Origin of the sequence: Bacillus sp. FSL W8-0640 (assembly GCF_038007725.1) — a bacterium.
In the GTDB taxonomy this organism is placed as follows: Bacteria; Bacillota; Bacilli; order Bacillales; family Bacillaceae_G; genus Bacillus_A; species Bacillus_A cereus.
Genome location: NZ_JBBOXT010000002.1, coordinates 153,321 through 168,835, shown reverse-complemented (window position 1 = coordinate 168,835; position 15,515 = coordinate 153,321). Strand labels below are relative to the sequence as shown.

The following is a 15,515-nucleotide window of genomic DNA, read 5'->3' as shown; positions in this document are numbered from 1 at the left end:
ATTTCGTGTTGAGTTTATTAGGCACTTGTTATCTTCCTGACGGGACACAAATGCCAGGAGCAAATCCCCAACATAATATAGCTACTTTTTTAAAGAAAAATCATATTAACATTCATACTACATTATATCCAGGTGGGGGATTGGATCCTTATACTTCTGTTGAATTTTTAAATATAGTATCTAAACATTGTAAAACAGTATTCTCTAATGCAAATGAGGTATTAAATACTATTCCCAATAGTATTTATGTCCCAGGAGTGATTAATACAGATTTTTATCATTATAATCAAAAGGTTATTTCTAAGCCAATACAGATCATATTTGCGGCTCACAATGCAGAAAGAAAAGGATTTCCTTTATTAGCGCAAGCATTTAATAAACTTGATGATCAATTTCATTTACATATTGTAGGAAACTGGGAAGGTAGCTTACATCTATTAACAAACAAGAATTATACTTTTTGGGGCATATTAGATTTCGAAAGACTAAAACACTTATATGAACAATCTCATATATTTATCTGTTGTAGTACAAAAGATAACTTTGCTATTGATGGATTTCCAACTACTGCTGCAGCTGATGCAATGGCGACAGGGTGTATTTTAGTTTCAACGAATCACCGAAACGATGATCATATACTTAAACATGGTGAGGACTATCTGAAGATAGAAGAAGATAGCAATTCCATATTAAACAACTTATTATGGATTAAGATGAATTTTGAAAAAGCATTAGAGATTGGAAAGAGTGGTTCATTTAAAATGGATAAATATTTTAACTATAAAACAAATGTAAATTTCAAGCTATCTCATATATTTTATGTTTAATGACAATAAAGTTGTTGAATTGATAATAAAGTCATTTGAAAAAAAATAAAGTTGTTTAAAAATGAAAAACGTTTTAATTCTTCACGCTTTTGGGATGGAGCAAGTTTTATACCATTTAACCATTGATCTAGTTCTGATTCATTTCTTTCCCCCTCGGTATCAAAAGCTCTCCCTAAAAGAAGATTAGTAGATACTTAATTTTTTTCCCCTGGTTCAAATAGATTTAATCTTATAGCTATACTCATTACATAATCGTTTCGTAGTCGGGTGAATACATGACAAACCAACAAAATGACACAAAACACAAGTTAAAAATATTTTGATCAAAAGAATGCCGATTTTTATATTCAACATATTGCATAAACTTAAACCTTAGTTATGGTTTTAAGTCTTTTTTGATGAAACACAAATGTAAAAAGTAAAGTGTTTTAAAGGTGTTGGCATATTTTCGATCGAATATTTATATTTAAAGGAGGTTAAGAGTCTATCAGGAAATCTATGTTAGTAAGAATTCTATATTTTAGCTCTATATTTTTGATCTGCCTATAACTATTAGATGTATCAAAAGTGACTTGACTTAATATTTGATATCATTTTTAAAATTAGGGGGAGCATGCATGTATAAATATAGTATGATATTTATGTTAAGTATTTTATGTATACTTTTTGGAGTATCTCATATAGCTTCAGCTGATAAATTATCTTATCCAGGGGATAGAATTGATATAACTACAAATTACATGAACAATGAAAACATTAACTTTGATCCATATAGTGGGAAATATATGGGAGATGTTTATAAAGTTACAAATGGAAAATTAGAAAAAGTTAACTTTCAAGAGTATTTAAATGATCAAGCAAAATCTAATGCTACTGTAAAAATGACAGAAGAAATGAAAAATCAAAATCAATCCATTAATAAATTAAATGATATTTCACCTATGGAGGTTAATTATCGTTGGTATGAGTTTGAGCGTACTGGCCAATATGAGTTTCACGCAGGGTGGGAGAGAGTGAGTGCGACGATTATGTGTCCATCGGCATCTGTAAACTGTAGCATAGCACAACAATATTCTCTTACTAAATCTCAAAGTTGGAATGCAGGTTTTGGTATAGATTTAACAAAAAAAATAAAGACTAATGCTGGGTTCACATGGACCGATTCTGCTACTGTGTCGTCAACATATACTTTTACTATAAAACCTGGGGCACAGGGGTATGTGGCTTTTAATCCTCGATACAATCAAACTGTGGGTTGGGCAAAAACGTATGATTCTATTCGAGGACTTGTAAGTAAGGATTGGGTTGATGCACGATCTCCTTATAAACTTAATAATGGTCAATTGGATGGATGGGTTACATTCTTTTATGAGTGATTTTATAATTGGTGCCCTTTGCTACATAAAATCCAATAGAGTAAATAAATATGCCTCTCATGGTAGGCAATAGATTTTACTAAGCTTGCATAATTAGTGTTATAAACCGCCAGAGATGGCGGTTATTTTTATTTTCTGTAATGGATATACTAATCCAGTGTCTACAATAACTAGGTGCAAAAGTACTATGGAAATTTATAGTTTGTTATTTCTGAATTAGCTGTAGAGCTTTCATCTGTTCTAAAAGAATTAAATTGTTTTGTTCAATCATCTTTGCCACAGCTTCAAAGTGAGCTTGATTCTCAAAAACCTCAATCTGCTTCTCTTATAGAGAGAAGTGTCTAAGTAAGTTGCTTTTATAGATGAAATAGTGGAGCGTATGAAATTAAAACATGTTAAAGCAAATATAAGAGTGATCTCGATAGGTTAGGCTTAGAAAGTGGCTATTGAATTCGAAGAAGTTAAAATGTGAAAAGTTTCACTTATGTTAATCTGAATATCTATTACTTATTTACTCTATATAAAAAAGTAGCTGCACAAAAGTACAGCTAGTCTTCTTCACAAATTTATATGGCTTTAATGACGAATTGAGATTGAGGTATATATAGTAATTGAGCTGCCAAGGAAGTTGTTGTATTAGCAAATGGGTATGCTTCCTTATAAAGAAAATTACTATACACTATTTCATTGATTTCATAGGTCGTACACAGTTTTTTTAGGATTTTTTGAGAAATTTTATTTGTACAAGCAGCAATAAAATCATAATCTCTTTTACTTATTTCTTGAATGGCATGTGAAAGAAGGGTAGTGACTATACCACTTCCCATCCAATCTGGATGACAAGCGCCCATATCTAGATAGACCAATTTTTCTTTATCTAAATGAGAAAACTCAATAGATTCTGTCTCTAATGTATCTAAAAGTTGAAAAATAGGTTCCATTTGCGGGCATAGTTCAATCGCTTTCTCTGTATCTATTAGTGGCTGAGTTACTTTTTTTGTTAAAAGAACTCCAACAATTTGAAAATTTTCTATTGCTACAAATGACATAGCTTGAGATACAGCTTGTTTCATCATTTCTTCGCACATTTTGTGAAAAGGAGCAAAAGGAATTTGTAAACTGCTTACAAGAGGTTCGTTATTCACAAAGGAATGTGCAAGTAAGTGTGCTGCATCTTTCACGTGGTGTGTATCTAGTAGTTCTATATTCATATGTTTTTCCTCTTTTCCTGATATAGTAATTAAAAGTATTATTTAATTTAGTTAAGTTTAATTATTAAAGCGCTTGCCAAAATGATTATTAAACATATGAATAAATCTGTTTAGTAGCAATCGAAATATGTTCATAAAGAAATGCTACAATCTCATCTATACATTCAACAGTTGTATATGGAGAGATAGAAAAGAATTTTAATGTGGAAATTGAATTTCTACCACAACTGTTTATTGCATCTACTACACAAGAACGAGTTGTATCACCAAAAAATACTTGATCGCGATTTTTTCCTAGGTAATTAAATAGTTCTATATTTAATCGGTTTGTATCCTCAATCTCTTCTTTTGTTGCAAGGCCTATTCGTTCTTTTTCCCAATTTTCTTGGCCATCTCCATTCATATAGAAACGGAAAGTTGTAATTGGCCCAAATGTAAAATCATTTGTGATTGCGACTTGAGGCAGGGCCTTGCGCAACTTCTCTCTAAATAATAGATTTACACGAATATAATTTGCTAATAATTTTTGATATCCATCAATTCCAAAGGCTAATAGATTGATATACATTGGAATAGCACTACCAGCTCGTGAACATTCTAAAGTATAGCCTGTATGATAACTCCCATATGATCTATTACCAAGATAAGGTGTATCATCTTGGTCAATGTCCATCAGTTGTAAATCAGTATGACTTTTTACGATTAAAATACTTGAGGCATAAGGTGTTTGTCCTAATTTATGAAAATCAAAACATACACTATCTGCAAGAGACATATATTGCATTTTATCTTGTACGTATTGTAAGGCATTTTTTACATTAGGTTCAAATGAAAGTGGATTTTCTTCAAAATTATAATTGTTAAAGAAGCTATAGAATCCGCCCATTGCAGAATCAGCATGGATATAAATAGGCTTTAATTTATATTTTTTCTGTATTGTTTCAGCGCTCTCTTTAATTTTTTTTATATCATCAATGGTAAATGTATCTGTGGACCCCATAGTAGCTAGAATATAGAGGGGGATACCGCCATTTTTAATAACCTGTATCATTTTATTCTCTAAATCTTCTATATCCATAGAATTTGTATAAGGATCAGTTTTTACTTTTATTAAGTGATTTGACCCGATGCCAGTTGCTTCAGCTGACTTTAATAAACTATAATGTGCATTTTCAGAAGCAAAGCAATATACATTTTGTGGAGCGCCATGTTCTTTTGCTGATGGGAATTGTTTAGAAATTGCTAAGCGCAAGCTCGAAAACACGCATCCTTGTCCACCCCATGTTGTATAGCCACCGCTATTATGTGGATTATAACCAATCAGTTTTGAAAGCATGGATACAACTTTTACTTCTGCTTCAGCTGCCCCTGGACCATATACATCCCAAACACCATTACCATTTAAAAGGGCCATGGTTATTACACCTAATAGTGAAGGTATACTTGGTAGTGGTACAGCGTTAGACAAGTAATATTTATTTGGATAAGGATGACCATTCATAAATTGGTTTAGCTCGTCTATAACCTCAGACATAGTGATTCCAGCTAGTGGAATATGACTTTGGTGAATTAAGCCATTGTAGTATCCTTCTGATTTTTCCTCACATTTACCTAAAGTAGCTCGCTCTTCATTTTTTAATCGGTCAAGATTTTTAATTATTTTCTGCATAGATTCTAATAAAAGTTGTTGTTTTTCTTCATTTCCGTCAACGCTCGGAAATAGTTTTAAAATATCTTGCATGCAGTCACTTCTCCTTGTAAAAAAATGGATTTTTATTTCACTTGGTTAAACATAAGGGTATAATGATTTGTAATTGCCCTTTCGAATACTTAGAAATGAGGAGCTATTTAGAAAAAAATGTAATTCCATAGAAGATTATATGAACTATGGAATTTAAAGTAAAGAAAAATTTTTTGATTTATTTTAAAAAAGTAATTGTGAGATAATGAAGTTTCTAAAAATATTTCTGAATTAATTGTTTATTTTGTTTGCATGTTGCCCTAGCATGTATTCAACTAGTGTAATAGATATTTTTATATAATGTAGAACTTATTATAAGGTAGTTGAATAAAAGGGTTCAAATACCTTATAAACTGTAGATATTGTTGGGAAAAGATAAAAGAAATAGATTGGAAGTGCTAAAGATATATTCTAGTGGAGAAGAAGTAGTAGTATGGATTTGGTAGAAAAATCAGCATAATTTTTTATCATTTTAGCCAAGAAGACTCCTTCCTCAAGGAACGCGAAGTGAGTAGGTGGGAGATGAATTGGCTTCGGACAAGGGATGGCAGGAAGCCATCTTAATTGTTCGACATACATAAAGTGTTACGTCACTATCCATCGAATGTACGTTTGGTATATAATAATCATATACCGAAATGGAGGTGAATCAAATGATAATTAATAAAGCCTTTAAGTTTCGTATCTATCCAAATCAAGCACAAGCAAATCTAATTAATAAAACGATAGGTTGTTCTCGCTTTGTATTCAATCATTTCCTATCCCTATGGGATCACACATATAAAGAAACTGGAAAAGGTTTAACATATGGTACATGCTCTGCCAAACTTCCTGCCATGAAGAAAGAGTTTGTTTGGCTCAAAGAAGTGGATAGTATTGCGATTCAGTCGTCTGTTCGCAACCTTGCGGATGCGTATACACGATTTTTCAAAAAACAAAATAGTGCCCCGCGTTTCAAATCCAAGAAGAATAACGTACAATCTTACACCACAAAACAAACAAATGAAAATATTGCCGTTGTAGGGAACAAAATAAAGTTGCCCAAACTAGGCCTTGTTCGATTTGCCAAAAGTCGTGAAGTACAAGGACGTATTTTAAATGCTACGGTTAGACGCAACCCTTCTGGTAGATACTTTGTGTCATTGTTAGTTGAAACAGAAGTGCAAGAACTTCCGAAAACACATTCTTACATTGGGATAGATGTAGGACTAAAAGATTTCGCCATTTTGTCAGATGGAACACCCTATGAAAATCTGAAGTTTTTCCGATCATTAGAAGATAAGTTGGCGAAAGCACAGCGTGTTCTTTCTAGAAGAATGAAAGGATCTTCTCGCTGGAATAAACAACGAGTAAAAGTAGCTAGAATTCATGAATACATATCAAATGCTAGAAAAGATTACTTAGACAAAATCTCAACTGAAATCATCAAAAGCCACGATGTTATCGGTATAGAGGATTTGCAAGTATCGAATATGTTAAAGAATCATAAGTTAGCAAAAGCAATTAGTGAAGTATCTTGGTCACAGTTTCGAACCATGTTGAAATATAAAGCAAAATGGTATGGCAAACAAGTCATTGTCGTATCGAAAACATTTGCTTCCAGCCAATTATGTTCTTGTTGTGGATATCAAAATAAAGACGTTAAAAATCTAAACCTACGTAAATGGGACTGTCCTTCTTGTCGTATGCACCATGATAGGGATATTAACGCAAGTATCAATATAAAGAATGAAGCAATAAGACTTCTAACCGCAAGGACTGCGGGGTTAGCCTAATCAATTAGAGTTCGATAGGACTCTTTACTTAGGAATCCCTCACTTCTAAACGAAGTGAAAGTGAGGGTAGTTCAATATCTAATAATAATGGACGAATTAAATGTGAAGAGTTTTCTTTAACCTGATTAGAATTTTTTGCACCAGGAATAGCAACTGAAATGGCTGGGTGAAGGAGAAAAAGATGAGAATAGATCTACCAGATAAAGTAACAAAATATGATCATGTAGATTTATATGATGAGAATGGGAGTAAAATGGATATTAAGAGTACAGATGCTCTTATTCCATATAAAAAGTAAGAATTGAGGTCGAAAATGAACGTAAGGAGAATACAAGCAGAATTTGAAAAGTTACACTATTTTGATGCATGGGTTACTAAATTAGTATGCGACTATTTTGGTGATGAGGTATACCTAACTTATAAGAATGAAAATGGCGACGTAGATTTTCAATTTAGCGGTTGCTATAGAATAGATTTCAAACATAGCATGGGATATGTAAAAGAAAAACCAATAAAAACATTTACATATGAACAGTTACCATATTTTCTTCATGATATTGAAATTGGTGAAGTAGAAAAAGAGGGCTTGAAATTATATACCTGTAATATAATTATGCCCCCTATGGAATTAGAAATATGGTGTAAGGATATAAAAATTGAAAGCTAAGTATTATAATAAAAAACGCTCCAATTATTGCGAAAAATTTACAAGCATTGGATGTGAAAATACTAGGATTTCCTACAGGTTTCAATATGAGAATAAATCTTGCAAATGCATTTACGGACTGAGCTAATAGAATAGCAAGCCATAAGATTGATATTCCAGCTGCGAGAAATATTGATAACATTGATTTATGTAATGTGCTATATAATCTGGGTGTTCCACTGGAAAAAACGCTGAGTTTATAGCGGGCTAAAAGTCTACTAATCAATTCATGACAACATTCATAGACTTTGCTCCTATACTGAGATGAAATCTTAGCTGAAAATGAAAATCTGCCTTCATGGTATCCAGCTGAATTGTTTGAAGTATCTAACCCTTTACAGCCTTTAGAATGGTATTTTGCAGATCATAAACAAAGTAAAGTGACAACAATAGAATATATATGAGGTTATAAAGAATTATCTTTAAATGATAGGCAAGCTCTTGGTTTAATGGAGAGAGTGAATAAAGATATTGAAATATTTTTAAAGCGTAAAGCCGAAATTGATGAATTTGGGAGATAGTAAATGAATGAAGTAATTAATCTATAAAAAACGTAGAATTAAATATTTCTAGTTTTTTTGTACATAACATTTAAATAAACAGCTTATTTTTGAAAAAGTTGAAAGATAGTATTTATGTTGGCGCAAATATCTATTACAATGTACCCTATATAAAAAAGTAGCTGCAAGTGCAACTACTTTTTTCACAAAAACATTATTATGCACATAACACCTTTAGCGTAGACTTGCGCTTAATGGTACTTGGGAATAAACTGTGAAATTGTTACCATAAGTACCGTGTCTTGAAAATGAGGAAGAAATTAAACCGTTCCAACTTTTGTAGGTAGATCCAGATGCATCTGCTCTTAGAAGTACATTTGAAAAGCTAGCCTGGCTAAAAGAATTACGTCCAGCATCTTCAACACCCTGAACCATTTTTACTGGTTCGTATTGAGAAAATGAGCCATATACAGGCTGATTTGCATATCTAGGGCTTCCATTTACATACATAGTAACCGTACCATTTCCGTTATTAATTATTTTAAGGTTTACCCGATCACCATCTTTAATTGATGTATCATATTGTGTGTTCCAATACTTACTGTTTTGACCTGATTCATTATATCCTGAATTAAGAAATACTTTATATCCACTTGGTGTTTTTGAAATACCACCCTCAACTTTAGATGCTCCAATACCTAAATACCAATTCACATATCCATCTTTAACAACAACTGATTTTGGTAGATTTATATCAGCTGCAATCCCGGTATAACTACTATTTGTAACACTTTTTACAGCACCTTCTGTAGCTGCAAAACTAGTAGTTGAAAACATTGATAGAGAAATTAGAAGTGAACCAACTAGATACATCATTTTTTTCTTACTTTTTCTAAATACTTGATTCATTTTAGATCCCCCATATTTTAAATTATTAAATTGTATGGAAAGTTGGCCAACTAACTACAACTTACAAATTAAAGATATATCAGGTTTCATTTAATGTATATATTTTCCTGTTATAAGTCATTGAAATGTCAAATAAATTTGTTCTTTTATATTTATCAATATAGATGGAGTTGACAGAATAAAGTGGTATGTCTATTTAAATGTAAGAAGATTTTGTTAAGAATACTATTAAAACCTATAAATGTGTTGGTGATAATATGTACTACGATTCATTTAGGAGAGAAATATGGAATGAAAATAGGGGGGGCAAAGGGGATATCTGAAATGTTTAGAAATGGATTAAAAACAAAGGAAATAAATGAATAATTTTTGTTAAGGAATTCATTGAAGTAGTTCGTAGATGAAGGGAAATATATGATTTTAAAAGACATGGATTTCCTATATAAAAGAAGAAAGGGATCCAGTTATGGGAAATAAAAATACAAGATTAAAGTTAGATAATGCAGCTATTGAAGGGATGATAGAGGCATTAAAAGATGAAAATGAATGTTTACGTATGGAAGTCGATTATTTAAAGAAGTTAAAGGACTTCGTTCAAAAAGAGATGGAATTACGGAACAAGACAAAGAAAAAGTAACTTATCTTACAAAATTCGAAGGTATGGAACTTATTAAGATAGTATTAGATAAGTATAATGTTCATTACAATCGCAAAAAAATCAAAGTTCATTTAAAAAGAATGAGTCCAGTATAATACTGGACTCACATTCAAACAGCCGCTTAATTTTTTGTTTAATTCTTCAGGTCCAGTTCATCATAGGCGATCGATTGTTGGCTTGCTACGCTCAGTAATTGTTATTCTTTAACTCATCTTATATTACATTAGTTTAAGTATTGAGAGTAAAAGAATAGGAATAGAAAAATTAATGTTTTGCTAAATAATCTATTAAAGAAACTTAAAGGAATAACAAGTTCTCCTATTGTAAGGATTTTAAGATTATCCTTATTTAGTCCTTTTATTAATTCTTTTAATGTTTGGAAATTTATTTTATTAACGAAAGACCAACTTGGCACAGCTTTTGTATCTGAACCTATTTTGAAAATGATATGAATACTATGTGCATGAAAACCGCTTATTATTAAAATAAGCATAAACCCTAAAATAATGAACCAAGTCATTTTTCAACATCTCCTTTCAGTATTTAATATTAAGATATTAAAACTGTTGAGAAAGTGTGCTGTTGTCCATGAAAAATATTGTGAATTTGTTGAGGAAATATTGAGAATGTTGCAATGCGATTGATTGTAGGGGAGTTAGAGTTAATAATGCTTGTCAGATTATATGCGTGAAAAAAGGAAATAGGAAAGAGAACAGTTGCGTAGACTGTTCTCTTAAGGAGCGGAAGTGCTGAACATTTTCAATGACAATGATTCAACCATTCCCCTAATAGTATGTGCAAATATTTATAATTTATACAAGAAAGACGGCTATTAAAAATAGCCGCCTTGCCCAGGGAGATTTCAAGAAAATTAGAGATTCATTATGGATACAGATTGGCTGTTACCAATCTACTCTTAGTATTGGAAATAATTACATGAATTATTCGTAGGTTAAAATCTTAATTCATTGTAGGATGAGTGACATGCAAAGTAAAAAGAGCACTTTTTAAAAGTGCTCTTTTTAAGGTGTGTATTAGGGCTTGAAAGAGGCATCAATGACAATTTAGAAGGAGATATTTCTATACAACATATGGAGGTACAATGGAAGGGTGACGATAAAAAATAAAAAGAGCAGTTAGAATGAACTAACTGCTCAGCTCTAGGGGAAATGAATGGTTTCAATTATCGAGACAATAAAAGGATAAGCAAAAAGGATTGAATTTGAAGAAAGTGTGTTGTTTTAATTGTATTAGGAGTTTTAATCATCGTATAACTATCTCCCCTATATGAATGGATAAATTGGAAAGAAGTCTTTGTATATCCTATAGGCTTAATTCTATGTATGATACTTGGACATTTTGGGTTACTAGAGTTTTATATATGAGTAGGGTTAGTATGTATTGTATGAGGTATCCTTAGGGCAATAGGAATTAGTGTTATATAGAAAGAATAAGTGCAGAGAGCATCTAAATGGGATGATTTTTTATTTTGCATAGAAAAAGGAACCCATAAGGGTTCCTTTTCTTATTCCGATCTATCTTAAGCGCATATAAGATAATGTTATTTTACATCTTAATATTAGGAATTACAATAAAGAAGTAAAGATTACCATGAGGTGGTGTAAATAGGAGAAAGAACCATAAGTATTACTGCGTGATCTGGTTGTAATGAGCCTTGCATGTGGATATTAAATGTCTATTAAGTAAATTGGTCGAATTTTTCTACAGGTGTTTCATAAAGGTAGATTAATTCGTAAATATGAAGCGTTACGCTATAAGATAGAAATACTTACAAATTTTAAAAGAATTCTATTTGTGTACCAAGAAGTAAAATCTATTTATGATAAAATATAGAAAAAGATGATTAAGAAGGGACAATTAAAGTGAAACCAACAATTTATGATGTTGCGGAAAAAGCAGGTGTATCAATAGCGACTGTATCCAAGGTAATTAATCAAACTGGGCGTATTAGTGAAAAAACAATAAACAAAGTAAATCAGGTAATGGATGAATTAGATTACCAGCCGAGTAGTGTAGCAGCAGCGTTAACAGGTAAAAAAACATATACGATTGGGGTACTTGTCCCAGATATCTCAAATCCATTTTTTGCAGAAGTAGCAAGAGCTTTTGAAAATAGCGCACGAGAATCAGGATATACACTCATTTTATGTAGTACGGACCATCAAACAAAACGTGAGCACGAATACATTGATTTATTATTTAAAAAGCAAGTAGATGGCATTATTATTGCGACGGAACTAAATGATTATAAACTAGTTAAAAAAATCGTGAACCGAGATTTGCCACTCGTATTATTTACCGTAGATCATCCTTCCATCACGACTCATGTTGTGACAACTGATGATATGAGGGGCGGCTATTTAGCTGGGAATTATCTAACGCAGAAGGGCCATACATCTTTAACGATTATGATGGAGAAGGATAGAAAAAGTAGCTTAGGAAGGCTGAATGGCTTTAAGCAGGCTCTTACAGATTCAGATATCTCATTAGATGATGATGCAATAATTAGCTGCTATTCGACTGTGGAAGATAGCAAACGTGCAAGTAAAGAATTACTTAGCTTGCCTAATAGGCCTACAGCGGTTTTTGCTTGTACAGATTTAATTGCGATATGCCTTATGAATGAAGCAAGAAAACAAGGACTTTCAATTCCGGAAGATTTATCAATAATCGGATTTGATAATACAATTTATGCTGAGATAGCAGATCCTGGGTTAACGACAATTGAACAGCCAATTACACAAATGGCAGCTTGTACGTTTGAACAACTCTTAAAAACGATGGAAATGAAGGAACATGCTAAGCAAAAAATTACTATTATTCCTCAATTAGTAGAGCGATCATCAGTAAAGGATATTACATGTTAGCGTTTTTGATATCCTACTTGAATGTAACAAAAAGAAGGTCATCTTAACCATATACAGTTATGATGACCTTCTATTATATAGAGGATTTATACAGAGAATTGCTCACTGCTTTTCGTATTTAAATCCTGCTCCATCCCATCTTCCTTTGGAATAGTAAGGAAATGAGTTAAAAATGCACCAAAGAAATACAAACCAGCAAAGATCCACATCACGCCGCCTACACCTAATGGACCGATGAAAGCAGTTACTACTAATGGTCCAACAAATGCTGATAATCCTGAACCTAAATTTAAGACAGACATTGCCGCTCCTTTATTTTCAGGAGATAAAGATGGAACTAATGCTGTAAGAGGTACATAACCAGCAAGTGTTGCTCCGTAGCAACATGCAACAAATAATATAGCCCAATAATTATGTCCTACCATTTGTGGTACATAATAGAGTGCAAGAGTTACAATGCCGCAACCGACTCCTCCGAACCATTTAATTGTATTTACCCAACCAAACTTGTCTCCAACAATACCAAAAATAATATTAAATACCATATTTACAAAGAATAGAGTACCCCAAATTTGAAGCCATTCCGTCATCGTAAAATTATATTTCATCATATAGGTAGGAAGGAAAACAACAAATCCAAACTGAGCGGCCGAATTTATAATTTTTACAATACCGCCTATACCAACCTTAGGATTTTCAAATGCGATGGTAATGCCTTTTAGTAACTCACTTGATTTGTTAGCGCTTACGGTTTGTGCTTTAAATCTATCCTTATTTACAACAATTGAGAACAATCCCCCGATGACAACAAAAATTAAAGCGCTCCATAATGTAGCGATTTCCCCGATTTTAGGAACCATATAGCTAGAATAAAAGGCTCCTATAACACTAAGCCCTAGCTGGAATACGAACCAGAACCAGCCAACTGCTCTTGAAAGCATTTGCTGAGGAGTACTGTAAGATACCCAAACTAGAAAAGAATAAGCAAATAAAGGATAACCGAACCCTCGTAGGGCATAACAAATTAATATTACGGGATAATTCATATGTTGAATTCCTATACCTATGAACCCGATTGAACCTAAAATGAATGATACTAAACCAAACGTCATGACTTTTCTTGGTCCCCACATTTGTACAAATACCCCTGAAAACCAAGAAGAAGCAGATACAGTTATTCCGTAAATAGTAAACAAAAATGCAGCATGTTCTAGCGTTAGGCCTCTCTCAACGAGATAAGGGGATAACCATCCTTGTTCTAAACAATCCCCAATCATAAAAACAATAATTCCTATGTATCCCCAAGTTAAATTAGAAGGGATACCAATCCTGTCCATAAATGTTTTGCTTGAACTAATAGCGTTCATTCTCCCACCACCGATAAGTTATTTTTGGTTAAGCGCTTAATTATTTTTGATAAAAAAAGTATACGCTTACATTTTAAGACCGTCAATGAAATTTTTTGACAATTTACAACTTTCTTTTATAGGGGCATTCTATTTACTTATCGGACAATAAAATAATAGTGAGTATGAAAAGAAAGGAATACCTTATAGATGGGAGTTTAGCCTTTAAAAGGCTTTGTTTCCTTTGTTATATCAGTATTTTAAAAGATTATTTTTGTAGTTGTTTAGATTATTTGTTTCTAATTATTAATTTGTATATGGACGTAGTACGTTTACTTACGAAATTTGAAATTCGGATGAAAAGAAGAGTATTCAAAAAAATAAAAATGTTTTCAATTTAGAATCAAGTGTGTATAATGAAGAAAAATAGGGAAAGCGCTTAACTTAATTTGATGTGCTAAACCTTATAGACTTTCATTTTTTTCTTAAATTTAAATAAAGAGGGAGAAATCATATGAATGTTTTAACGATTGGAATTATTGGTGCTGGACGAATAGGGAAACTGCATGTAGATAACTTGCAGCTGATGCCACAAGTAAAAATTAAAGCGGTTTCAGATGTTGTGATTAGTCATCTAGAAAAGTGGGCCGAGGATAAAGGGATTTCTACTCTGACTACAAACTATCAGGATTTATTAGCAGATCCAGAAATTGATGCTGTCTTTATTTGTTCACCAACAAATACACATGCGCAAATTATAAAAGAAGCGGCTCTTGCGAAAAAACATATTTTCTGTGAAAAGCCTGTTAGTTTCTCAGTAGAAGAAACATTAGATGCATTAGAAGTAGTAAAAGAACAAGGGGTATTTCTTCAAGTAGGTTTTAATCGTCGTTTCGATCCTAACTTCAGGAAAGTCTATGATCTTATTCAACAAGGAGAAGTGGGACACCCACATATTTTAAAAATTACGTCTAGAGATCCACAACCACCAAGTATAGAGTATGTTCGCTCTTCAGGTGGATTGTTTATGGATATGATGATTCATGATTTTGATATGGCTCGTTATGTGATGAATAGTGAAGTCGTTGAAGTATTTGCATATGGCACAACATTAATTGATCCATCCATTCAGGAAGTAAATGATGTTGATACAGCAATTGTCACATTAAAATTTGCGAATGGAGCTTTGGGGGTAATTGATAATAGCCGCCAAGCTGTTTATGGATATGACCAGCGTGTTGAAGTGTTTGGTGAAAAAGGCGCGGTTGCTGCGGATAATTGCTGTCCGACAACAGTACAAGTTTCAAAAACAGAAGGTGTTGTAAAAGACAAGCCGCTTTATTTCTTCTTAGAGCGCTACACGCAAGCTTACATTGAGGAAGTAACACAATTTACAAAGTCAATTATAGAAGGACAAGCTGTTATTTGCAGTGGTAATGATGGGTTACAAGCAGAACGAATTGCGAAAGCTGCGAAGGAATCATTACTAACTGGAAAACCTGTTCAAATTGAACATAAACAGCCTGCATTAAATTAATAAAGAGAGCGCTTACTTCTAGATAGATAAAGAGTAATGAA

Annotated in this window: 12 protein-coding genes and 3 pseudogenes; 9 read left to right on the top strand and 6 right to left on the bottom strand. The window is 32.5% G+C overall.

Annotation, left to right across the window (positions count from 1 at the left end; translation table 11 throughout):
- Window positions 1-8: 8 nt before the first annotated feature.
- Window positions 9-827: a glycosyltransferase gene (locus N2V80_RS27990; RefSeq protein ID WP_061655970.1), complete on the top strand. Its 819-nt coding sequence runs from the start codon at window positions 9-11 to the stop codon at window positions 825-827.
- Here N2V80_RS27990 and N2V80_RS27985 read toward each other — a convergent pair.
- A pseudogene (locus tag N2V80_RS27985) lies at window positions 824-1,021 on the bottom strand (hypothetical protein); the annotation flags it as partial. The gene N2V80_RS27990 and the pseudogene N2V80_RS27985 sit on opposite strands and share 4 nt — an antisense overlap.
- Before the next feature lie 423 nt (window positions 1,022-1,444).
- Between N2V80_RS27985 and N2V80_RS27980 the strand changes: the two are divergent.
- The gene (locus N2V80_RS27980) at window positions 1,445-2,203 is read left to right on the top strand and encodes a DUF6060 domain-containing protein (RefSeq protein WP_061655969.1); all 759 of its coding nucleotides are present in this window, start codon (window positions 1,445-1,447) and stop codon (window positions 2,201-2,203) included.
- Window positions 2,204-2,769: 566 nt separating this feature from the next.
- Here N2V80_RS27980 and N2V80_RS27975 read toward each other — a convergent pair.
- Both N2V80_RS27975 and N2V80_RS27970 read right to left on the bottom strand, forming a co-directional pair.
- Entirely contained in the window at window positions 2,770-3,414 is a 645-nt protein-coding gene (locus N2V80_RS27975; RefSeq protein WP_061655342.1) for a hypothetical protein, read from the bottom strand.
- Between the two features lie 88 nt (window positions 3,415-3,502).
- Window positions 3,503-5,155 (bottom strand): pyridoxal phosphate-dependent decarboxylase family protein, encoded by a 1,653-nt coding sequence (locus tag N2V80_RS27970; protein ID WP_061655343.1) that lies wholly within the window; start codon window positions 5,153-5,155, stop codon window positions 3,503-3,505.
- A gap of 653 nt (window positions 5,156-5,808) precedes the next feature.
- On the opposite strand from N2V80_RS27970, the gene tnpB reads away from it, so the two are divergent.
- The 4 genes and pseudogenes from tnpB to N2V80_RS27950 form a co-directional block, all read left to right on the top strand.
- Window positions 5,809-6,930 carry an IS200/IS605 family element RNA-guided endonuclease TnpB gene (tnpB, locus tag N2V80_RS27965; protein WP_340981009.1) on the top strand — a complete coding sequence of 374 codons (1,122 nt, stop codon included), beginning with the start codon at window positions 5,809-5,811 and terminating at the stop codon, window positions 6,928-6,930.
- A gap of 313 nt (window positions 6,931-7,243) precedes the next feature.
- A complete protein-coding gene (locus N2V80_RS27960; RefSeq protein WP_017658203.1) occupies window positions 7,244-7,597 on the top strand; it encodes a hypothetical protein in 354 nt (117 codons plus the stop codon).
- Window positions 7,598-7,608: 11 nt separating this feature from the next.
- Window positions 7,609-7,809: pseudogene (locus tag N2V80_RS27955) on the top strand (hypothetical protein); the annotation flags it as partial.
- A gap of 96 nt (window positions 7,810-7,905) precedes the next feature.
- Window positions 7,906-8,157 (top strand): annotated as a pseudogene (locus N2V80_RS27950) (hypothetical protein); the annotation flags it as partial.
- A gap of 213 nt (window positions 8,158-8,370) precedes the next feature.
- Here the strand turns inward: N2V80_RS27950 and N2V80_RS27945 are convergent.
- Entirely contained in the window at window positions 8,371-9,045 is a 675-nt protein-coding gene (locus N2V80_RS27945) for a hypothetical protein (protein WP_061655345.1), read from the bottom strand.
- 466 nt (window positions 9,046-9,511) lie between these two features.
- On the opposite strand from N2V80_RS27945, the gene N2V80_RS27940 reads away from it, so the two are divergent.
- Window positions 9,512-9,682: a hypothetical protein gene (locus tag N2V80_RS27940; protein WP_017657691.1), complete on the top strand. Its 171-nt coding sequence runs from the start codon at window positions 9,512-9,514 to the stop codon at window positions 9,680-9,682.
- Between the two features lie 244 nt (window positions 9,683-9,926).
- Here N2V80_RS27940 and N2V80_RS27935 read toward each other — a convergent pair whose 3' ends face one another.
- Window positions 9,927-10,223 carry a hypothetical protein gene (locus N2V80_RS27935; protein WP_061655347.1) on the bottom strand — a complete coding sequence of 99 codons (297 nt, stop codon included), beginning with the start codon at window positions 10,221-10,223 and terminating at the stop codon, window positions 9,927-9,929.
- Between the two features lie 1,363 nt (window positions 10,224-11,586).
- On the opposite strand from N2V80_RS27935, the gene N2V80_RS27930 reads away from it, so the two are divergent.
- A complete protein-coding gene (locus N2V80_RS27930) occupies window positions 11,587-12,591 on the top strand; it encodes a LacI family DNA-binding transcriptional regulator (protein WP_000805145.1) in 1,005 nt (334 codons plus the stop codon).
- An 86-nt stretch (window positions 12,592-12,677) separates the two neighbouring features.
- On the opposite strand, the gene N2V80_RS27925 is transcribed toward N2V80_RS27930, so the two are convergent.
- Window positions 12,678-13,958, bottom strand: a complete 1,281-nt coding sequence (locus N2V80_RS27925) for an MFS transporter (protein ID WP_061655348.1) — start codon at window positions 13,956-13,958, stop codon at window positions 12,678-12,680.
- A 493-nt stretch (window positions 13,959-14,451) separates the two neighbouring features.
- Between N2V80_RS27925 and iolG the strand changes: the two genes are divergently transcribed.
- Window positions 14,452-15,474, top strand: coding sequence for an inositol 2-dehydrogenase (gene iolG, locus N2V80_RS27920; protein WP_061655349.1), 1,023 nt, complete (start codon window positions 14,452-14,454; stop codon window positions 15,472-15,474).
- Window positions 15,475-15,515: the final 41 nt, after the last annotated feature.